At 71.1% G+C, this 14,597-nt stretch carries 13 protein-coding genes and 1 pseudogene; 6 read left to right on the top strand and 8 right to left on the bottom strand.

Annotated features, from left to right (window positions below):
- Positions 1-283: 283 nt before the first annotated feature.
- Entirely contained in the window at positions 284-2,593 is a 2,310-nt protein-coding gene (locus ACH4U8_RS31430; protein ID WP_395781728.1) for a germacradienol/geosmin synthase, read from the bottom strand.
- Between the two features lie 179 nt (positions 2,594-2,772).
- Here ACH4U8_RS31430 and ACH4U8_RS31425 point away from each other — a divergent pair, with 179 nt between their 5' ends.
- Both ACH4U8_RS31425 and ACH4U8_RS31420 read left to right on the top strand, forming a co-directional pair.
- On the top strand, positions 2,773-3,198 hold the full coding sequence (locus tag ACH4U8_RS31425) for a RidA family protein (protein WP_395781726.1): 426 nt from the start codon (positions 2,773-2,775) through the stop codon (positions 3,196-3,198).
- A gap of 188 nt (positions 3,199-3,386) precedes the next feature.
- On the top strand, positions 3,387-3,689 hold the full coding sequence (locus tag ACH4U8_RS31420) for a hypothetical protein (protein ID WP_395781724.1): 303 nt from the start codon (positions 3,387-3,389) through the stop codon (positions 3,687-3,689).
- Positions 3,690-3,756: 67 nt separating this feature from the next.
- Here ACH4U8_RS31420 and ACH4U8_RS31415 read toward each other — a convergent pair whose 3' ends face one another.
- Both ACH4U8_RS31415 and ACH4U8_RS31410 read right to left on the bottom strand, forming a co-directional pair.
- Positions 3,757-5,088 carry a VWA domain-containing protein gene (locus ACH4U8_RS31415; RefSeq protein ID WP_395781722.1) on the bottom strand — a complete coding sequence of 444 codons (1,332 nt, stop codon included), beginning with the start codon at positions 5,086-5,088 and terminating at the stop codon, positions 3,757-3,759.
- A gap of 163 nt (positions 5,089-5,251) precedes the next feature.
- The gene (locus tag ACH4U8_RS31410) at positions 5,252-6,583 is read right to left on the bottom strand and encodes an aspartate aminotransferase family protein (protein ID WP_395781792.1); all 1,332 of its coding nucleotides are present in this window, start codon (positions 6,581-6,583) and stop codon (positions 5,252-5,254) included.
- Positions 6,584-6,696: 113 nt separating this feature from the next.
- Here ACH4U8_RS31410 and ACH4U8_RS31405 point away from each other — a divergent pair, with 113 nt between their 5' ends.
- Positions 6,697-7,440 (top strand): SDR family oxidoreductase, encoded by a 744-nt coding sequence (locus ACH4U8_RS31405; RefSeq protein WP_395781720.1) that lies wholly within the window; start codon positions 6,697-6,699, stop codon positions 7,438-7,440.
- Between the two features lie 132 nt (positions 7,441-7,572).
- Here ACH4U8_RS31405 and ACH4U8_RS31400 read toward each other — a convergent pair.
- The 3 genes and pseudogenes from ACH4U8_RS31400 to ACH4U8_RS31390 all read right to left on the bottom strand — a co-directional run.
- Positions 7,573-8,010: pseudogene (locus ACH4U8_RS31400) on the bottom strand (DUF6309 family protein); the annotation flags it as partial.
- Positions 8,011-8,105: 95 nt separating this feature from the next.
- Entirely contained in the window at positions 8,106-8,873 is a 768-nt protein-coding gene (locus ACH4U8_RS31395; protein WP_395781718.1) for a phytanoyl-CoA dioxygenase family protein, read from the bottom strand.
- A 283-nt stretch (positions 8,874-9,156) separates the two neighbouring features.
- Positions 9,157-9,579 carry a YjbQ family protein gene (locus ACH4U8_RS31390; protein WP_379989362.1) on the bottom strand — a complete coding sequence of 141 codons (423 nt, stop codon included), beginning with the start codon at positions 9,577-9,579 and terminating at the stop codon, positions 9,157-9,159.
- A gap of 175 nt (positions 9,580-9,754) precedes the next feature.
- Between ACH4U8_RS31390 and ACH4U8_RS31385 the strand changes: the two genes are divergently transcribed.
- The 3 genes from ACH4U8_RS31385 (at position 9,755) to ACH4U8_RS31375 (ending at position 12,387) form a co-directional block, all read left to right on the top strand.
- Positions 9,755-10,123 carry a winged helix-turn-helix transcriptional regulator gene (locus tag ACH4U8_RS31385; RefSeq protein WP_395781716.1) on the top strand — a complete coding sequence of 123 codons (369 nt, stop codon included), beginning with the start codon at positions 9,755-9,757 and terminating at the stop codon, positions 10,121-10,123.
- Positions 10,124-10,310: 187 nt separating this feature from the next.
- Positions 10,311-11,501, top strand: a complete 1,191-nt coding sequence (gene aroB / locus ACH4U8_RS31380) for a 3-dehydroquinate synthase (RefSeq protein ID WP_395781714.1) — start codon at positions 10,311-10,313, stop codon at positions 11,499-11,501.
- Positions 11,494-12,387: a carbohydrate kinase family protein gene (locus ACH4U8_RS31375; RefSeq protein WP_360315564.1), complete on the top strand. Its 894-nt coding sequence runs from the start codon at positions 11,494-11,496 to the stop codon at positions 12,385-12,387. Before aroB ends, ACH4U8_RS31375 begins: the two co-directional genes overlap by 8 nt.
- Here ACH4U8_RS31375 and ACH4U8_RS31370 read toward each other — a convergent pair.
- A complete protein-coding gene (locus tag ACH4U8_RS31370; RefSeq protein WP_395781712.1) occupies positions 12,353-13,513 on the bottom strand; it encodes a sugar phosphate nucleotidyltransferase in 1,161 nt (386 codons plus the stop codon). The two genes, ACH4U8_RS31375 and ACH4U8_RS31370, sit on opposite strands and share 35 nt — an antisense overlap.
- The gene (locus ACH4U8_RS31365) at positions 13,510-14,589 is read right to left on the bottom strand and encodes a sugar phosphate isomerase/epimerase family protein (RefSeq protein ID WP_395781710.1); all 1,080 of its coding nucleotides are present in this window, start codon (positions 14,587-14,589) and stop codon (positions 13,510-13,512) included. The genes ACH4U8_RS31370 and ACH4U8_RS31365 overlap by 4 nt, the downstream gene beginning before the upstream one ends.
- Positions 14,590-14,597 lie beyond the last annotated feature (8 nt).

Genomic DNA, 14,597 nt, shown 5'->3' with positions numbered 1-14,597 from the left:
CAGCCCAGCCCAGGCACCCCCCGGCCGTCCAGGCACCCCCTCAGCCCGTCCGGCGTTTGAGGACAACCCACCCAGACCGACTCCCGCCCGCCCAGGCACCCCCTCAGCCCGTCCGGCGCTTGAGGAGAACCCACCCAGACCGACTCCCGCCCGCCCAGACACCCCCTCAGCCCGTCCGGCGCTTGAGGACAACCGACCGGGCCGACTCCCGCCCGCCCAGGCCCCCCAGCCCGTCCGGCGTTTGAGGACAAGGCGGGCCGCAGGCCGGCCCACCCGCCCACCCTCACCGCACCGCAACCCCCGCCCGCACCCCCGACAACCGCGCAGCCGACGTCCCCAGCCCACGAGGCCCATAACCCACCCGAGGCACCGTCGCCGCCCCGCCGCCACCCCGCGCCACAGGCACCGCGCGCGAGCCGACCTCATCCCCGACCACCTGCCAAGGAAACGGCACCAGCGGCTTCGGGTCCGCGTAACGCAGGCAGTCCTGATGCCACTTCAGGATCGCCGCGTTCCAATCACCCAGCGCCACCGCGTACCCGTCCAGCGCCGCCCTAGCCATCCCGTCCAGCGCCAGGTCCTCGTACATCGCCGGGAGTTCCACCGCGACCACCCGCTCGAACTCACGCATCCTGGAGGTCATCAGGTCGTTCACGATCACCAGCGCGCGAGCGAAGTCGCAACCGAAGAAGCTCTGCACCACCAGCAGCAGGTTGTGCAACTCCCCCTCGACCTCGATCTCCTTGCGGTAGGAGAACACGTCGTTGATCATCCAGCCGAAGTCGGCGGCCGAGTTCTCCATCGCCCGCACCGCACGCGAGCGGTACGCCTCGTCCGGCACCACGTCACCGTGCGAGAGCCGGGACAGGCTCTTGGTCAGGTCGGAGCCGAACGTACGGCGACGCATCTCGATGTAGTCGACCGGGTCCGGAACCCGATTGAGCGCCATGTTGGCCAACTCCCACAGCCAACTGTCCATCATCTCCTCGATGGTGCGCCGGAACCTGCGGCGCGACCGCGGCGACATCGGCCCGGCGGTACGGGCCCACAGGTCCACCAGCCCGCGCTCGATCGCGTCCGTCGGCACCGGCGTCGGCTCGCCGTCGACCGGCATCAGCTCCTTGAGTCGCTCGGTGTACACCTTGGCGCCGGCCTGGTCGAGCGAGCGGCCGAACACGATCGGGTAGTAGTCGTCGCCGTAGGTGCCCCAGGTCAACCACCCGGAGGCGAGGTCGAGTTGTTCCAGGCTCACGTCCGGCGCGATGCCCGCCGCGCACAGCGGCAGGTCGAATCCGCGCAGTGCCTCCTCGTCCCAGAGGCCCTCGCCGGTGATGCCGACCCGTGCGGCCCACTCGACGATGTTCTCCCGCGAGGCGTCCAGGTGTCGATTCAGTCGCGGCGCGAACGGCAGGTGGAAGTCCGGGATGTCGTACGGCTCGACCGGCTGGAACGGCACGCGCGTGTAGGCGCGCAGCCCGTTGTGCGACCCGGCCACCAGTCCCGGCAGGATCCGCGCCGCCGAATTGCCCAGGCCCTGCGGTCCGGCCAACACCCCGGTCACCGTCGGCACGTGGGGTCCATCCGCCGAACCCGCTTCCGCACCGGCCCCGTTCATGTACCGGCTGGAGCGCATGTGCCACTCGTGCCCGCCGGACTGCCAGTCCTGGAGGCCCTTGACGTAGGCCATCACGTCCAGGCAGGACTGCGGGTCCAGGCCGTGTTCGAGGAACAGCGGCGGCAGTTCGGTGAACGTGGTGTGCTCGAACTGGTGCAGGCGCGAGGTGAGCAGCTCGTTGACCGCGTCGGCCGCCTCCTGCGTGGTGCAGCCGAGGAACTTCTCGAACACCAGGATCGCGTTCGCGTTCTCGCCCTCGTTCTCCACCTCGCGCTGGTACGAGAACAGGTCGTTGCGCAGGTGTACACCGTCGGCGAAGGTGTCCTTGAGCACCCGCATCGGCCGCGAGGCCGCGATCACCGCGGGCACCTCGGCGTTCGCCACGTATTCCACCAGGTTGGCCGACCACGGCGCGCCGCCCACCTTGCGGCGCATCTCGATGTACTCGACGGGGTTGGCGATCCGGCCCTCGTTGATGTTGGCCAGTTCCCACATCGATTCCTCGAGCAGCGCCTGGGTGCTCTCGGCGAACCGCTCCCGCCACTCCCGCGACATGCTCGGCACGGTCCGCGCCCACAGGTCGGCCAGGCCCTCCTCGACCTGGTTGGTCGGCTCGGGGATCTCGGCGGTGGAGTCCACCGGCATGAAGGCGCGCAGGCGTTCCAGGTAGCCCTTGGCACCGGCCAGGTCGCGGGTGCGCTTGAAGATGTCCAAGAAGTGGTCGTCGAAGAAGAACACCCAGACGTACCAGTCGGTGACCAGGTCCAGTTGCGCCCCCGTGCAGTCCGGATGGGTATAGGCGCACAACAGCGCGTAATCGTGCGAATCGAAATCGTGCTCGTCCCAGATCTCCGAGCCCTCGATCATCCGCATCCGGCGGGCCCAGGTCTTGGAATGCTCGCGCGCGCCCTCCAGATGAGGGTTCAGCCGCGCGGGGTACGGCACGTAGAAATGCGGGAGTTCGAAGGGTTGTGGCATCCGTGCGCTCCTTTCGCCAGGGCACACGGTAGGTCGCGCGAACCCGCCGGAGCGCACGACGGATCGGTTCTCGCTCGATCTGGTGAAACGCACCGTCGCAGGCTTAACGATCTTGTTCGGCGGCCATGCGGACGAAAAACCGCGACAGGCGGGCCGGCCCACGGGCGAGGATGGGCGTCATGACGACATCGAATCGCCTGACCCACATCCCGGCACCCGAGGGCGTGCGACCGGGCACCGGCTACACCAACGTGGTCACCGGCACCGGGCGGCTCGTCGCGGTCTCCGGGCAGATCGCTCTCGACGAGGACGGCAACCTGGTCGGCAAGGACGACCCGGGCAGCCAGGCCCGACAGGTGTTCGAGAACCTGCGACGCTGCCTGGCGGCGGCGGGCGCGACCTTCGACGACGTGATCAAGTTGACCTACTTCCTCACCGACGTCGGGCACCTGCCGGCGGTGCGTTCGGCGCGCGACGAGTTCATCGACCCGACCCGGCTGCCCGCCGCTTCCGCGGTCCAGGTAGCCGCCCTGTTCCGGCCCGATCTGCTGCTGGAGGTCGAGGCGTTCGCCCTGGTCGACGACCCGACCGCACCCGGCGCATAGGGCGCCGGCCGCGGTCCGCGCCGGCGGCCCCGAAGCACCGCCGAGCGATGCCGGCATCATGACCCGGGCGGGTCGGCCCGCCGCGCGGGCCCCCGACGGTCTCCGAAGGGTGGCGGCAAGTGCTCGTGCAGGTACGCGTGGTCGGCGACGAGGGTCGCGAAGTCGCTTCGCTACTGCGCTGATTGGCGATGGATCCGGAGGTCCGGGGCGGCACCGCGACCAGCTACGCCGAGGACGGCACGGTCGGCGCGATGGGAACCACGCTCGATGTGGTCGACATCGTGCTGAGCAACGGCATCGGCCTGGGCGGCCTGATGGTGGCGATCGCCGGCCGGCGCCGCACCCGGGCACCGATGGCCGGCCCGGGCGGGCCCGACATCGTGATCCGCCGCGGCGAGGTCGAGGTGGTGCTGTCCGGCGCGACGGAGGCGGACCTCGCTCGGGCCGTGCGCGCGCTGGAGGAGCCCGAGCCCGGCACACCCGGGACCTGATCCCCCGTCAAAAAAGCCCGACGGTCGGCCGCTTCGGCCGACCGTCGGGCGTATTTCGTACTCGTTCCTACACCAACGCGTCCACCGGGTTCGCCGTCAGGACGCCCGCCGCGACCGCCTCGTTCAGCCATTCCGGGAACTCCAGGAGCAGTTGGTCGTACAGCTCCCCGTCCGCGAGCAGCCTCGGGTCGTGTCCGGCGTGGAAGAAGCCCGCGTTGTCGACCACGCGCTGTTCCGGCACGGTGAGTTCGTCCAGCTTGCGCAGGAAGTCGAAGCCCTTGGCCTCGGGGTCGCCGAAACCGATGAACTGCCAGAAGATCGGCAGCCCGGCCGCCTCGCACAGCGCCTTCGCGGCGGCGGGACGGCTGGTCGGGGCACCGTCGGTCTGGAAGATCACCAGCGCCGGGCCGGTGCTGCCGGACGCGCGGTAGTGCTCGACCACCTTGGCGATCGCCCAGTGGTAGTTGGTCCGACCCATGTGCCCGTAGGAGCCGTGCAGTTCCTCGATCCGACCGACGTGGTTGTCGGGATCGAGGTCGGCGACGCCGTCGATGTCGGTGGAGAAGAACACCAGCGGTACGACCGCCTCGCCGAGCTGCGCGGACAGCGCGAGCGTCTGGTCGGCGAGGTGTTGCACGGTTCCGTCCTTGTAGTAGGAGCGCATCGAACCGGAGCGGTCCAGGACGAGGTAGACGGCGACATTGCGGCCGGTGAGCCCGCACTTGGCCACGGCCGCCGCGGCGGCCTCGCCGCGGGCACCGAAGCCGGGCACGGCCTCTTCGGCTCGGGCGGACGGCACCACGGCGATGCCGGTCGGTACCGGCGCGGCCTCGGCGACCACGAACGGCTCGACCTCGACCTCGGCCGGGATCTCGGTCGCCGGCTCCGGCTCGGACACCTCGGCGGCCGGTTCGATGACGGTCGTCACCTCGGCCTGTTCGACCTCGACGGGTGTCGCGATCGACTGGGCCGGTACGGGAATCGACGCCGGCCCAAAGGCGTCGAACTCCGCCCGCGACACCGGGATGACGATCGACTCCGGGACGGTCACCGGGTCCGGGACGACCACCGGCTCGGGGGTGACGACCGGCTCGGAAATGACGACCGGCTCCACAACGGCAACCGGCTCCGGGACGACCTCCTGCTCCGCGGGGCCGACCGGCTCCGGCGCGATCACCGGCTCCGGGCGCACCTGCGGTTCGACGCGGCCGCTCGTCGGCTCGACGCGCGGCTTCGACTCCGCTTCGGCGACCGGCTCGGGCGCGACGACCGGGGACACGGTCGGTGCGGCGTCGAGGTCGGTCGGCGCGGCGGCCACGTCCGTCGTCTCGGGTGTCTCCGCCGCCTCGCGGGACGCCCGCGAACGAAGTACGTTGCGCAGCAGACTCCTCAAACCCATCGGCGAATCCTTACCTGTGTGGGGGACGCCGTCCCGATGATCAGGACGGTTACGTAAGGCTAGTCATGGCCCCGGCCGACCTGTGGGCGACCCGCGCGTACGACACCCCGACCGCCCCCCGAACAGCCGAAGGCGGCCCACCCGTACGCCGAGCGGCGACCCCTCACACCCCCGCGAGCAGTACGAACGCCGCGTCCACCGCCGCGCACGCGGCCGCGACGTCGTCGTCGGTGAGCGCCGCCGACACGAACCAGCACGCCGAGCCGACCGCGTTGACGTGTACTCCGCGCTCCAACAGGGCGTGTCGGAACAGCGCGTAGCGCGCGTCGTCGCTCGCCGCCAGGTCCCGGTAGTTGCGCGGCGCGATGCCGTCGGCCGAGAAGACCACCTGGAACATCGCCCCGACACCCTGCACCACACACGGAATCGCGTGGTCCCTGGCGGCCCGCCGGATCGCCTCCATCACCCGCTTCCCGGCCGTGTCGATGTGCGCGACCACCGCCGGATCGGCGAGTTCGCCCAGCGTCACCAGGGCCCCGGCCGCACACAGCGGCGAACCGTTGTACGTTCCACCGTGTTTGATCCTGTTCGCACCGACCTCGTCCATGATGTCCCGGCGCCCGGCGAACGCCGCGATCGGCAGCCCGCCGCCCAGCGCCTTGGCGTACACGGCGAGATCCGGGAGCACCCCGAACAGCCCCTGGGCGCCGCCGGGTCCGGTGCGAAAGCCGGTGCACACCTCGTCGAAGATCAACACGATCCCGCGTCGGGTGCACTCCTCGCGCAGCGTCTCCAGGTAGCCGGGCAGCGGCATCATGCACGCGTTGTTGGCCACGATCGGCTCGCAGATCACCGCGGCCAGTTCGCCGCGATGCGCGTCCAGGATCTCGCGCAACACCTCGGCGTCGTTCCACGGGCAGATCACCACGTCGGCGACCACGCCGGCCGGCACCCCCGGCGAGTGCGGGTGCGCGTGCGGCCGGGTGTACGGTCCGGCCTCGGCCGCGGTGGGCCGGTTGGAGACGGCGAGCGAGTCCGCCCATCCGTGGTAGTGGCCCTCGAACTTGAGCACCTTGTCCCGCCCGGTGAAGCCGCGCGCGGCCCGGACCGCGCCCTGGATCGCCTCCGACCCGGAGTTGGCGAACCGGACCAGGTCGGCGCACGGGATCATCGACCGCATGATTTCCGCCAGTTCGATCTCCGGGACGGTACCCGCGCCGAACATGGTGCCGCTCGCCAGGACTTCGGCCACCGCCGCACCGATGGACGGATTCGCGTGCCCGATGACCGCGCAACCGTACGAAATCAGGTAGTCGACATACTCGTTCCCGTCCACATCCCAAATGTGCGCGCCCTTGCCGCGCGCGATATAGAGCGGATAGGGAAAGGGACCGGTGCTCGTCGTGCGTGCGGACGAGGCCGTTCCGCCCGCCAGTGAGCGTCGGGCCCGATCGAAAAGCATCCGACTGGTTTCGGTCGACTCGGCCGAGATCACGGAATACGCCACCTTCGCTCTTGACACCCGCCATGGACACTACGCAGGGTTTCTCTCCGTACCGTCGCGGTGAAAGCGAACGGGCCGGTCGTACCGATTCCGGGGGGTCACCCATGATCGAGAAGGTCGCCGTCGTCACCGGCGCGGGCAGCGGTGTGGGCCGCGCGTGCGCACTCGCCCTGATCGAGCAGGGCTGGTCGGTCGGCCTGGCCGGTCGGCGCAAGGTCAACCTGGAGGAGACCGCCGGCCTCGCCCGGGATCCGCGCCGCGCCCTGGCGGTGCCCACCGACATCACCGACCCCGACGCGGTCGACCGACTGTTCGCGACCGTCGTGGAGCACTTCGGCCGACTCGACCTGCTCTTCAACAACGCCGCCGACACGATGGCCTACCTGCCCACCGAGGACGTCGAACTCGACGACTGGCGAAGGGTGCTCGACTCGATCGCCACCGGCAGCTTCCTGTGCGCGCGGGCCGCGTTCCGGATCATGAAGGAGCAACATCCGCGCGGCGGCCGGATCATCAACAACGGCGCCCCCTCGGCCCACGTCCCGCGCCCGGATTCGATCGCCTTCACCGCCGCCAAGCACGCCGTCACCGGGCTGACCAGGTCGCTGGCCCTGGACGGCCGGCCGCACGACATCGCCTGCGGGCAGATCGACATCGGCAACGTCACGCCGATCGACCGGCCGCAGCCGGCCGTCCGGCAGGCGGATGGTTCGCTGCGGGTCGAGCCCACCATGGACGTCGGACACGTCGCGGACATGGTGCTCGTGATGGCCGGGTTGCCGGTCGGGGTGAACGTGCAGTCGGTGACCGTCATGCCCAGCGCGATGCCCTACGTCGGCCGAGGCTGACCCGAGCCCGGCGGCCTCGCCGAATCGGGGCGCGGAGCCGCCTCCGCGCCCCGCCGTGACCCCGAACTCGCCGCCGGCTCCGGCCAGATACGCCTCGACCCGGGTCCCGCCGGCCAGTCGGCCGTGCAGTTCCCAGGCGATCATCCGATGCAGCCCGTCCAGGTGCACGATCCCCTCGCGCACCGCCAGCCCCGCGTAGTCCACCGTCTCGACCGCGCGGGTGCACAGGTACAACGGCGTCATCGGCGCGTCCCGTTGCCAGGCCAGCTTGTCCGCGCAGACCGGATTGCTGTGCGCGTAACGCCCGCGGGTCGAGCGCAGCCGACGCACCGCCGCGGCCAGGGTCAGTCCGCGCGGCGGCACCAGTTCGAACGTGCCGCCCTCGCCCAGGTGCCACGGCAGGACGACGCCGAGCAGCGTGGCCCGGTCCAGTTCCACCCGCAGCCATCCGCCGGGCAACGCGTCGGCCAGGCGCAGCAGTTCCTCGCCCTCGGCGTTACTGTTCCCCGCGTGGCCGCCCTCGACCGGGTGGTCGTGCCGGAATCGGTCGAAGACGACGTCGAAGCACACGGTTTCGAGAACCTTCAAGAATCGGATCCATTCGGGTGGCGGGCCGACGGGCGGCCGAACAACAAAGCGAACGGGCGCGGTTCGCCGGTCGGCGCTCAGGCCGGGTAGCGCGTGAAGTGGCGTTCCGCGAAGAGTTCGGGCCACCGTCCGCGATCGAGGTCCAGGTCCCGGGCCCGACCGAGCACGTGTCGCCAGTACGGCTTCACCGGCGGCCATCGGGTGCCGCACTGCCCGTACGAGCCGTCCACCATGTAGCGCGACCTGCCCCCGCTCGCCGGGCCCGGACGCCGGGCGTGGAACAGGGCCGAGTGCACCAGCACCGTGGAGCCGGGCGGCAGCCGGTCGATCAGCACCTCGCCGGGCAGTGCGGCGGTGCCCAGGTGCGCCCTCGCGTCCTTGTCCGCGACCTCGCGGTGCGAGCCCGGGAGCACCGCCAACCCGCCGACGGAGGCGTCCAGTCCACCGAGGTAGTGCAGCGCGTGGATCATCGTGAACGCCCGATCGCGCTGTGGGGTCTGTTCGTAGTCGTGGTGCCACGCCTTGCCGTCCGCGCCCGCCGGGCGCCGGTCGCTGTGCAGGTGGTGGAACACGAAGTCGGCGCCCATCAACGCCCCGACCAGGGTCAACAGGGGCGGGTAGGCGGCCAGTTCGCCATGCGCGGCGAGTTCGATCTCGACCGACGGCGGCGGTCCCGACCGGCCGGTGTCCAGGCAGGCGGCGATCGACCGCTCGCGCAGTCCCGAGTCCACCCAGTGGTCCACCTCGACTTCGAGCCGGGATACCAGTCCGCCGGGCAGGAAACCCGGCAGGAGCAGGTATCCGCACTCGGCGAATCCGTCGATCCGGCTTGCGTCGACCGCCATCGTCGGCATTTTCGGCATATGGAATTTCCCCCGTGTCGGTGACGCTCGGCAGCCGGCCCACCGGCAAAAGCGGAATCCCGCCTCGCATTTCCCGGATGGAAAGTACATGGCCCACAGGAAAACAGAACGTGATCGAGCCGATACAAGAAATATCCATTGCCACGGAGATCCATGCACACATTCGACAGATTGGCCGGATCGTTTCCCCGGCGGGCCGGACCGATCGTGCCTTCGGCCCGATGGCCGAGAACGGCGCGGGGCCGGCCGAGCGGCCCGGGCCGGCTCAGCCCAGGAAGGTCAGCCGCACCGTGCGATCGGGGTTGTCCCGATTGGTGTCCACCATCGTGATCGACTGCCAGGTGCCCAGCGCCGGTTGGCCGCCGATCACCGGCAGCGTCGCGTGCGGCGGGACCAGCGCCGGCAACACGTGGTCGCGCCCGTGCCCGGGACTGCCGTGCCGATGCCGCCACCGCTCGTCGGCCGGCAACAGGTCCGCCAGCACCGCGAGCAGGTCCTCGTCACTGCCCGCCCCGATTTCCAACACCGCCACTCCCGCGGTGGCGTGCGGCACGAACACGTTGAGCAACCCGTCCCGCCCGCCGGCCACCTCCCGCAGGAACCCGGCGCAGATACCGGTCAGGTCGTACACCCGTTCCCGCCGCCCGGTGGCGACCTCGAAAATCCGCGACACGACGCTCTCACTCATGCCGTCATGCTCGCGCAACGCCGGTCCGGTTCCGGGTCCCCGACACGGTCGTGTCGGGGATTGCTTTGCTTTCGGCCGAATGCGTACGGACAATATGGAGCAGTACCTACCTGTCGGTAAGGATGGCTCGGGATCGACGGGGATCGGCAGGGATCGCCCGGAACGGGAGACGCGCATGGCTCGGCGTTACCAGTGCGGCCTGGATGCCGCGATGGATGTCATCGGCGGCAAGTGGAAGGCGCTGATTCTGTGGGCGCTGCATGTCGAGGAGCGCCGCTTCGGCGAGTTGCGTCGGGCGGTGCCCGGGATCAGCGAGAAGATGCTGATCCAGCAGTTGCGCGAGATGGAGGCCCGGGGAATCGTGCACCGCGAGGTGTTTCGCGAGGTCCCGCCCAAGGTGGTCTACTCGCTGACCGCGCTGGGGCAGTCGCTGAACGAGGCGCTGTTGCCGCTGGGTGTGTGGGGACACGACCACGTCGAACAGATCGTGGCGACCGCGCCCGCTCCGGCCGGCACGCCGGACCCGGCGGTGCCCGCCGCGTAGGTCGTTTCCGGGCGAAGTTTTCGGCATCGGCGAATGCCGGGAATAGCGCCGAGTGGTCTGCTATAACCGCGCGGGCGCACTCTCGGTGAGTCGTTGTTGACTTTTCGTAGCGCCCGCCGTAATTATTTCGGCAGCGAATATCCGGATTGTCTACGACGTCATCGTTGAGCCGCCGGGGTGTGAATATATGACCGAATACGTCCGAGTGTCCGAACAGTTGGCGCTGCCACGCGGTCCGGTCGATCCGATCATGGCCTCCGCCCGGCGGCTCGACACGTACCCCGTACACGTATGCCTGGACGAGGCCACCGCGCTCGCCCGATTGTGCGCCGAGATCGACGGTCGACGGGTCGCGCTGATCACCGACGACACCGTCTACGCGCTGCACGCGCGCCGGCTCACCGAACGACTGACCGCGACCGGACTGGACGTGGTGCACACGTCGTTCCCGGCCGGCGAGGCAAGCAAGAGCCTGCACACCGCGAGCGCCCTGCTGGACTGGCTGGCCGGCACCTCGCTCGCCCGCCGCGACATCCTGCTCGCGGTCGGCGGCGGCGTGGTGATGGACACGGTCGGCTGGGTGGCCAGCGCGTACATGCGCGGCATCCCGTACATCAACGTGCCCACCACGCTGCTGGCCCACGTGGACGCCGCGCTCGGCGGCAAGGTGGCCATCGACCATCCGTCCGCGAAGAACCTGATCGGCGCGTTCTACCAACCCAGGGCCGTGGTTTCCAACGTCGGGTATCTGAGCACCCAGGACCGCCGGGGGTTACGCGCCGGGCTCGCCGAGGCGATCAAGACCGGGATCATCGCCTCGCCGGAGTTGTTCGAGCTGATCGAGCGCCGGCATCCGGCCATCCTGGCCGCCGAGCCGGCCCCCACCGCCGCCCTGGTACACGCCTCCAGTGTGCTCAAGTGCCGGTTGATCGCCCGCGATCCCTACGAGCGCGACCTGCGCCGGCCGCTGAATTTCGGGCACACCGTCGGTCACGCGGTGGAGACCGCGACCGGCTACGGCCCGGTCCTGCACGGCGAGGCGGTCGCGTTCGGGATGGCCTGTGCGGCCCGGATCGCCGAACGACGCGGGCTGCTCGACCCGGCCCTGCGGGCGCGGGTGACCGGGCTGCTGGACCGGGTGCACCTGCCCACCACGCTGGCCGCGCTGCCCGCCCGCCTCGACCCGGCGACCACCGTCGAGGCACTCGGCCAGATCCGCAAGATCCGGGACGGCCGGTTGCGGTTCGTGTTGCCCACCGCGCTCGGCGAGACGGTGATCACCGACGACGTGAGCGACGAGGAGATCCACGCCGCGCTGGTGGTCTCCCCCGCCGCCGAGGTCTCGTTCGCCCGCACCCACGGAGGCACCGATGACTGAGCTGGACGTGTTCGTGATCGGCGGGGTCGGCCTGGACATCATCGTTCGGGTTCCCGAACTTCCCTTGCCGATACGCGACTTCAAGGTGCCGCCGATCCGCCGATACGTCGCGCACACCGGCAACGGGGTGGCCCTGGGCTGTCGGGCGCTGGGCCTGCGCACCCACTTCGCGGCCGTGCTCGGCGCCGACCCGGAGGCGGACTTCGTACTCGCCCACTACGCCGAACAGGGCCTGTCGTTCGCGCACGTCTCGCACCCCGCCGGCACGCCGCTCAGCGTCAACCTGGTCGGCCCGGACGGCGAACGGCTCTCGCTGCACGACAGCCGGTTGCCCGCGGACCTGGTCGTCGATCCGGAGCTGTACCGGCCCGCGATCGCCCGCACCCGGCACGCGCACGTGTCGATCGGCGGCTGGTCCAGGCCCGCGCTGGCCGAGGCGATCGAAGCCGGCGTGTCCACCTCGACCGACCTGCACGGCTGGGACGGGCACGATCCCGCCCGGGCGGACTTCGCCTACGGCGCCGGCCTGGTCTTCACCTCCACGAACCGGCTCGGCGACCGGGTCGAGGAGGCCGCTCGGGACGTGCTCGCCCGAGGCCGGGCCGAGGTCGTGGTCGCGATGGCGGGCGGTCGGGGCAGCTACCTGGTGCTGCCGGACCAACCGATGCGGCACGTGCCGGCGCTGGCCATGCGGGCCGACGAGGTGGTGGACACCAACGGCGCCGGGGACAGCTATGTTTCGGGCTTCCTGTATGCCTACCTGGCCGGCCGCGACTGGGCGGCCTGCGCCGCCGCGGGCACCCACGCGGGCGCGCACGCGGTGCGGACCGCGGGCACGCACACGTCGTTCATCACGGCGAAGGAGTTGGACCGTGCGCTCTCCTGACCGGGTCGGGAGCGGGCTCGCCCCCGGGCGGCGGTTCGGGCGACGGGTCGGTGGGCGCGGCCGACGCGAGCACGCCGGCCGGCGTGACGACGGCATCCCGGACGGTGCTTCCCGCACGGACCGCGGCCCCCGGCAACAGCACCGAGCGCAGTACGGTCGCACCCGGTTCGATCCGGCACCCGGGGTGCACGACACTGCCCTCGACCCGCGCCCCCGGCGGGATCTCGGTGCCCAGCAGACTCCCGGCCTCGTACCGCGGGTAGCCGTCCGGCAGGCCCGCCAGCGTGCGCGGGAGTTCCTCGGCCGCGATCGGGTGCGGGAGGGCCGGCAGCCGCAGTTGCTCGGTGCGGTAGCGCTCGACCGTGCCGATGTCGGCCCAGTAGTCGCGCACCGGATACGCCGTCACCCGGCGGCCCCGAGCGATCATCGCGGGCAACACGTCGCGGCTGATGTCGTGTTGCCAGCCGTCCTCGCCCAGCGCGGCCAGGTCGGCCAACACCTCGCGCAGCGCGTCGATCCGGAACACGCAGAACGCGGTGAAGACCAGGTCCGAGGTCGGCCGTGCGGGCTTTTCCACCAGGGCCCGGACCCGCAGGTCGGGATCGGTCTCGACCATCCCGAACAGGTGCACGTAGCGACGCTCGATCCGCTGGACGCCGATCGTGCAGTCCGCGTTCGCGGCCCGATGCGCGGCCACCAGCGGAGCGTAGTCGAACACGTAGACGTGGTCCGCGTGTTGCACCAGCAGGTCGGTCGCCCCCGGAGCGAACAGGTGGCGCGCGTTGGCGAGCAGCGCGTCCGCGGTGCCGCGTTCGGGTGGGCGGGCGGGCAGGATCGCGCCGGGGCCGCTGCGGGCCAGGGCGTCGTGCGGGCCGAAGTGCAGCCGGGTGCCCGGGTATCGGTCCCAGTGCGTGACCAGGTGTCGGACCAGGTCGGATTCCCGGTGCTGGGAGAGCAGGACCAGTTCGGGCAGGCCGGAACGGATCGCGTTGGCCACGCTGAAGTCCACCAGTCGACACGAGGCGGCGTACGGCACCAGGGGTTTGCACACGTCGGCGGTGAGCGGGCCCATCCGCTCGCCCAGGCCGCCCGCGAGCAGGGCGCCGCGTACTCCGTCGAGCGTCACCAGGTCCGCCCCGGCGCCTGCCCTGCGGGTACCAGGGTGCGCAGCAGCGCGAGGGACGTGGCGATGCCCTGCTCCGTGGGCAGTAGGGCGTCCTCGTGTTCCACGTAGATCACTCCCCGGTAGTCGTCGTCGAGCAGCGCGGCCACGATGGCCGGCCACGGCAGGTCACCGGCGCCGAGCGCGCGGAAGCGGATCGCCGGGCCGGGTCCATAGCGCGACCAGCCCGCGCCGCGCGGCGATTCGGCACCGGACCAGCGCTGCAGGTCCTTCGCGTGTACGGCCGCCAGTCGCCCGCCCCAGCCGCGCACGGCCGCCACCGGGTCGTGGCCGGTCGCGGCGAGGTTGGCCGGATCCAGGCACAGCCGCACGCCGCTCACCGCCGAGAGCAGTGCCCTGGTACTCGCCGGGTCGTAGGCGACCTGCTTCGGGTGCGGTTCGAACACGACGCGCACCCCCAGCGCGTCCGCGAGTTCCAGGATCGGCCGGGCGGCGAGTGCCCACGCGTCCACGTTGTCCTGCCAACTCACCGCGCTGCCGGACCAGGACAACCAGCGCGTCAGGTCCGGTACCCCCAGCATCAGCCGGGCCAGCGGCGCACCCAGGCCGGCGGCCAGCCGTACCGTGTCGAGCGCGGCACGCGACCCGTGCGCCCGCTTGGCGTCGGCCGTCCCGGCGAACACCGGGTCGGTGTGCGGCCCGTGCGGTCCCAGCACCAACTGGGTGTCCCGGCTGTTGCTCACACAGCCCACCTCGACCCCGGCCGCCGCGCACTGTGCGCGGATCTCGCGATGCAACCCCGGATCGGTGAGCCGCCCGGGCTCCACCAGCGCGAAGTGGCCGTCCGCGGGCAGATCCACCACGCCCACCTCCGCGTCCCGGGCCACCCGCAACGCCTCGCCCAGCCCGACGGGCGCCAGGGCGGCCAGGCACAACCCGAGCCGGATCGGCGCGCCGGCCGCGTGCCCGTTCGCGTCGCCGGCCGCGAACTCCGTTTCGGGGTGCCCGGGTTGCCCGCGCTGTTGTTGTCGCTGTCGCGGGAGGTCGCGGGCGGCCCGTTCGTCCGGTTTCCCGGTCATCGGCGATC

The sequence above is a fragment of the Embleya sp. NPDC020886 genome (assembly GCF_044333915.1).
GTDB lineage: Bacteria > Actinomycetota > Actinomycetes > Streptomycetales > Streptomycetaceae > Embleya.
The sequence above is the reverse complement of the archived record's forward strand: the minus strand, read 5'-3'. Positions and strand labels throughout refer to the sequence as shown.

What these genes read in the sequence shown, in the direction of transcription:
- ACH4U8_RS31430 (WP_395781728.1), bottom strand. Translation starts at nt 2,593, where the DNA reads ATGCCACAACCCTTCGAACTCCCGCATTTCTACGTGCCGTACCCCGCG.
- ACH4U8_RS31425 (WP_395781726.1), top strand. Translation starts at nt 2,773, where the DNA reads ATGACGACATCGAATCGCCTGACCCACATCCCGGCACCCGAGGGCGTG.
- ACH4U8_RS31420 (WP_395781724.1), top strand. Translation starts at nt 3,387, where the DNA reads ATGGATCCGGAGGTCCGGGGCGGCACCGCGACCAGCTACGCCGAGGAC.
- ACH4U8_RS31415 (WP_395781722.1), bottom strand. Translation starts at nt 5,088, where the DNA reads ATGGGTTTGAGGAGTCTGCTGCGCAACGTACTTCGTTCGCGGGCGTCC.
- ACH4U8_RS31405 (WP_395781720.1), top strand. Translation starts at nt 6,697, where the DNA reads ATGATCGAGAAGGTCGCCGTCGTCACCGGCGCGGGCAGCGGTGTGGGC.
- ACH4U8_RS31395 (WP_395781718.1), bottom strand. Translation starts at nt 8,873, where the DNA reads ATGGCGGTCGACGCAAGCCGGATCGACGGATTCGCCGAGTGCGGATAC.
- ACH4U8_RS31390 (WP_379989362.1), bottom strand. Translation starts at nt 9,579, where the DNA reads ATGAGTGAGAGCGTCGTGTCGCGGATTTTCGAGGTCGCCACCGGGCGG.
- ACH4U8_RS31385 (WP_395781716.1), top strand. Translation starts at nt 9,755, where the DNA reads ATGGCTCGGCGTTACCAGTGCGGCCTGGATGCCGCGATGGATGTCATC.
- aroB (WP_395781714.1), top strand. Translation starts at nt 10,311, where the DNA reads ATGACCGAATACGTCCGAGTGTCCGAACAGTTGGCGCTGCCACGCGGT.
- ACH4U8_RS31375 (WP_360315564.1), top strand. Translation starts at nt 11,494, where the DNA reads ATGACTGAGCTGGACGTGTTCGTGATCGGCGGGGTCGGCCTGGACATC.
- ACH4U8_RS31365 (WP_395781710.1), bottom strand. Translation starts at nt 14,589, where the DNA reads ATGACCGGGAAACCGGACGAACGGGCCGCCCGCGACCTCCCGCGACAG.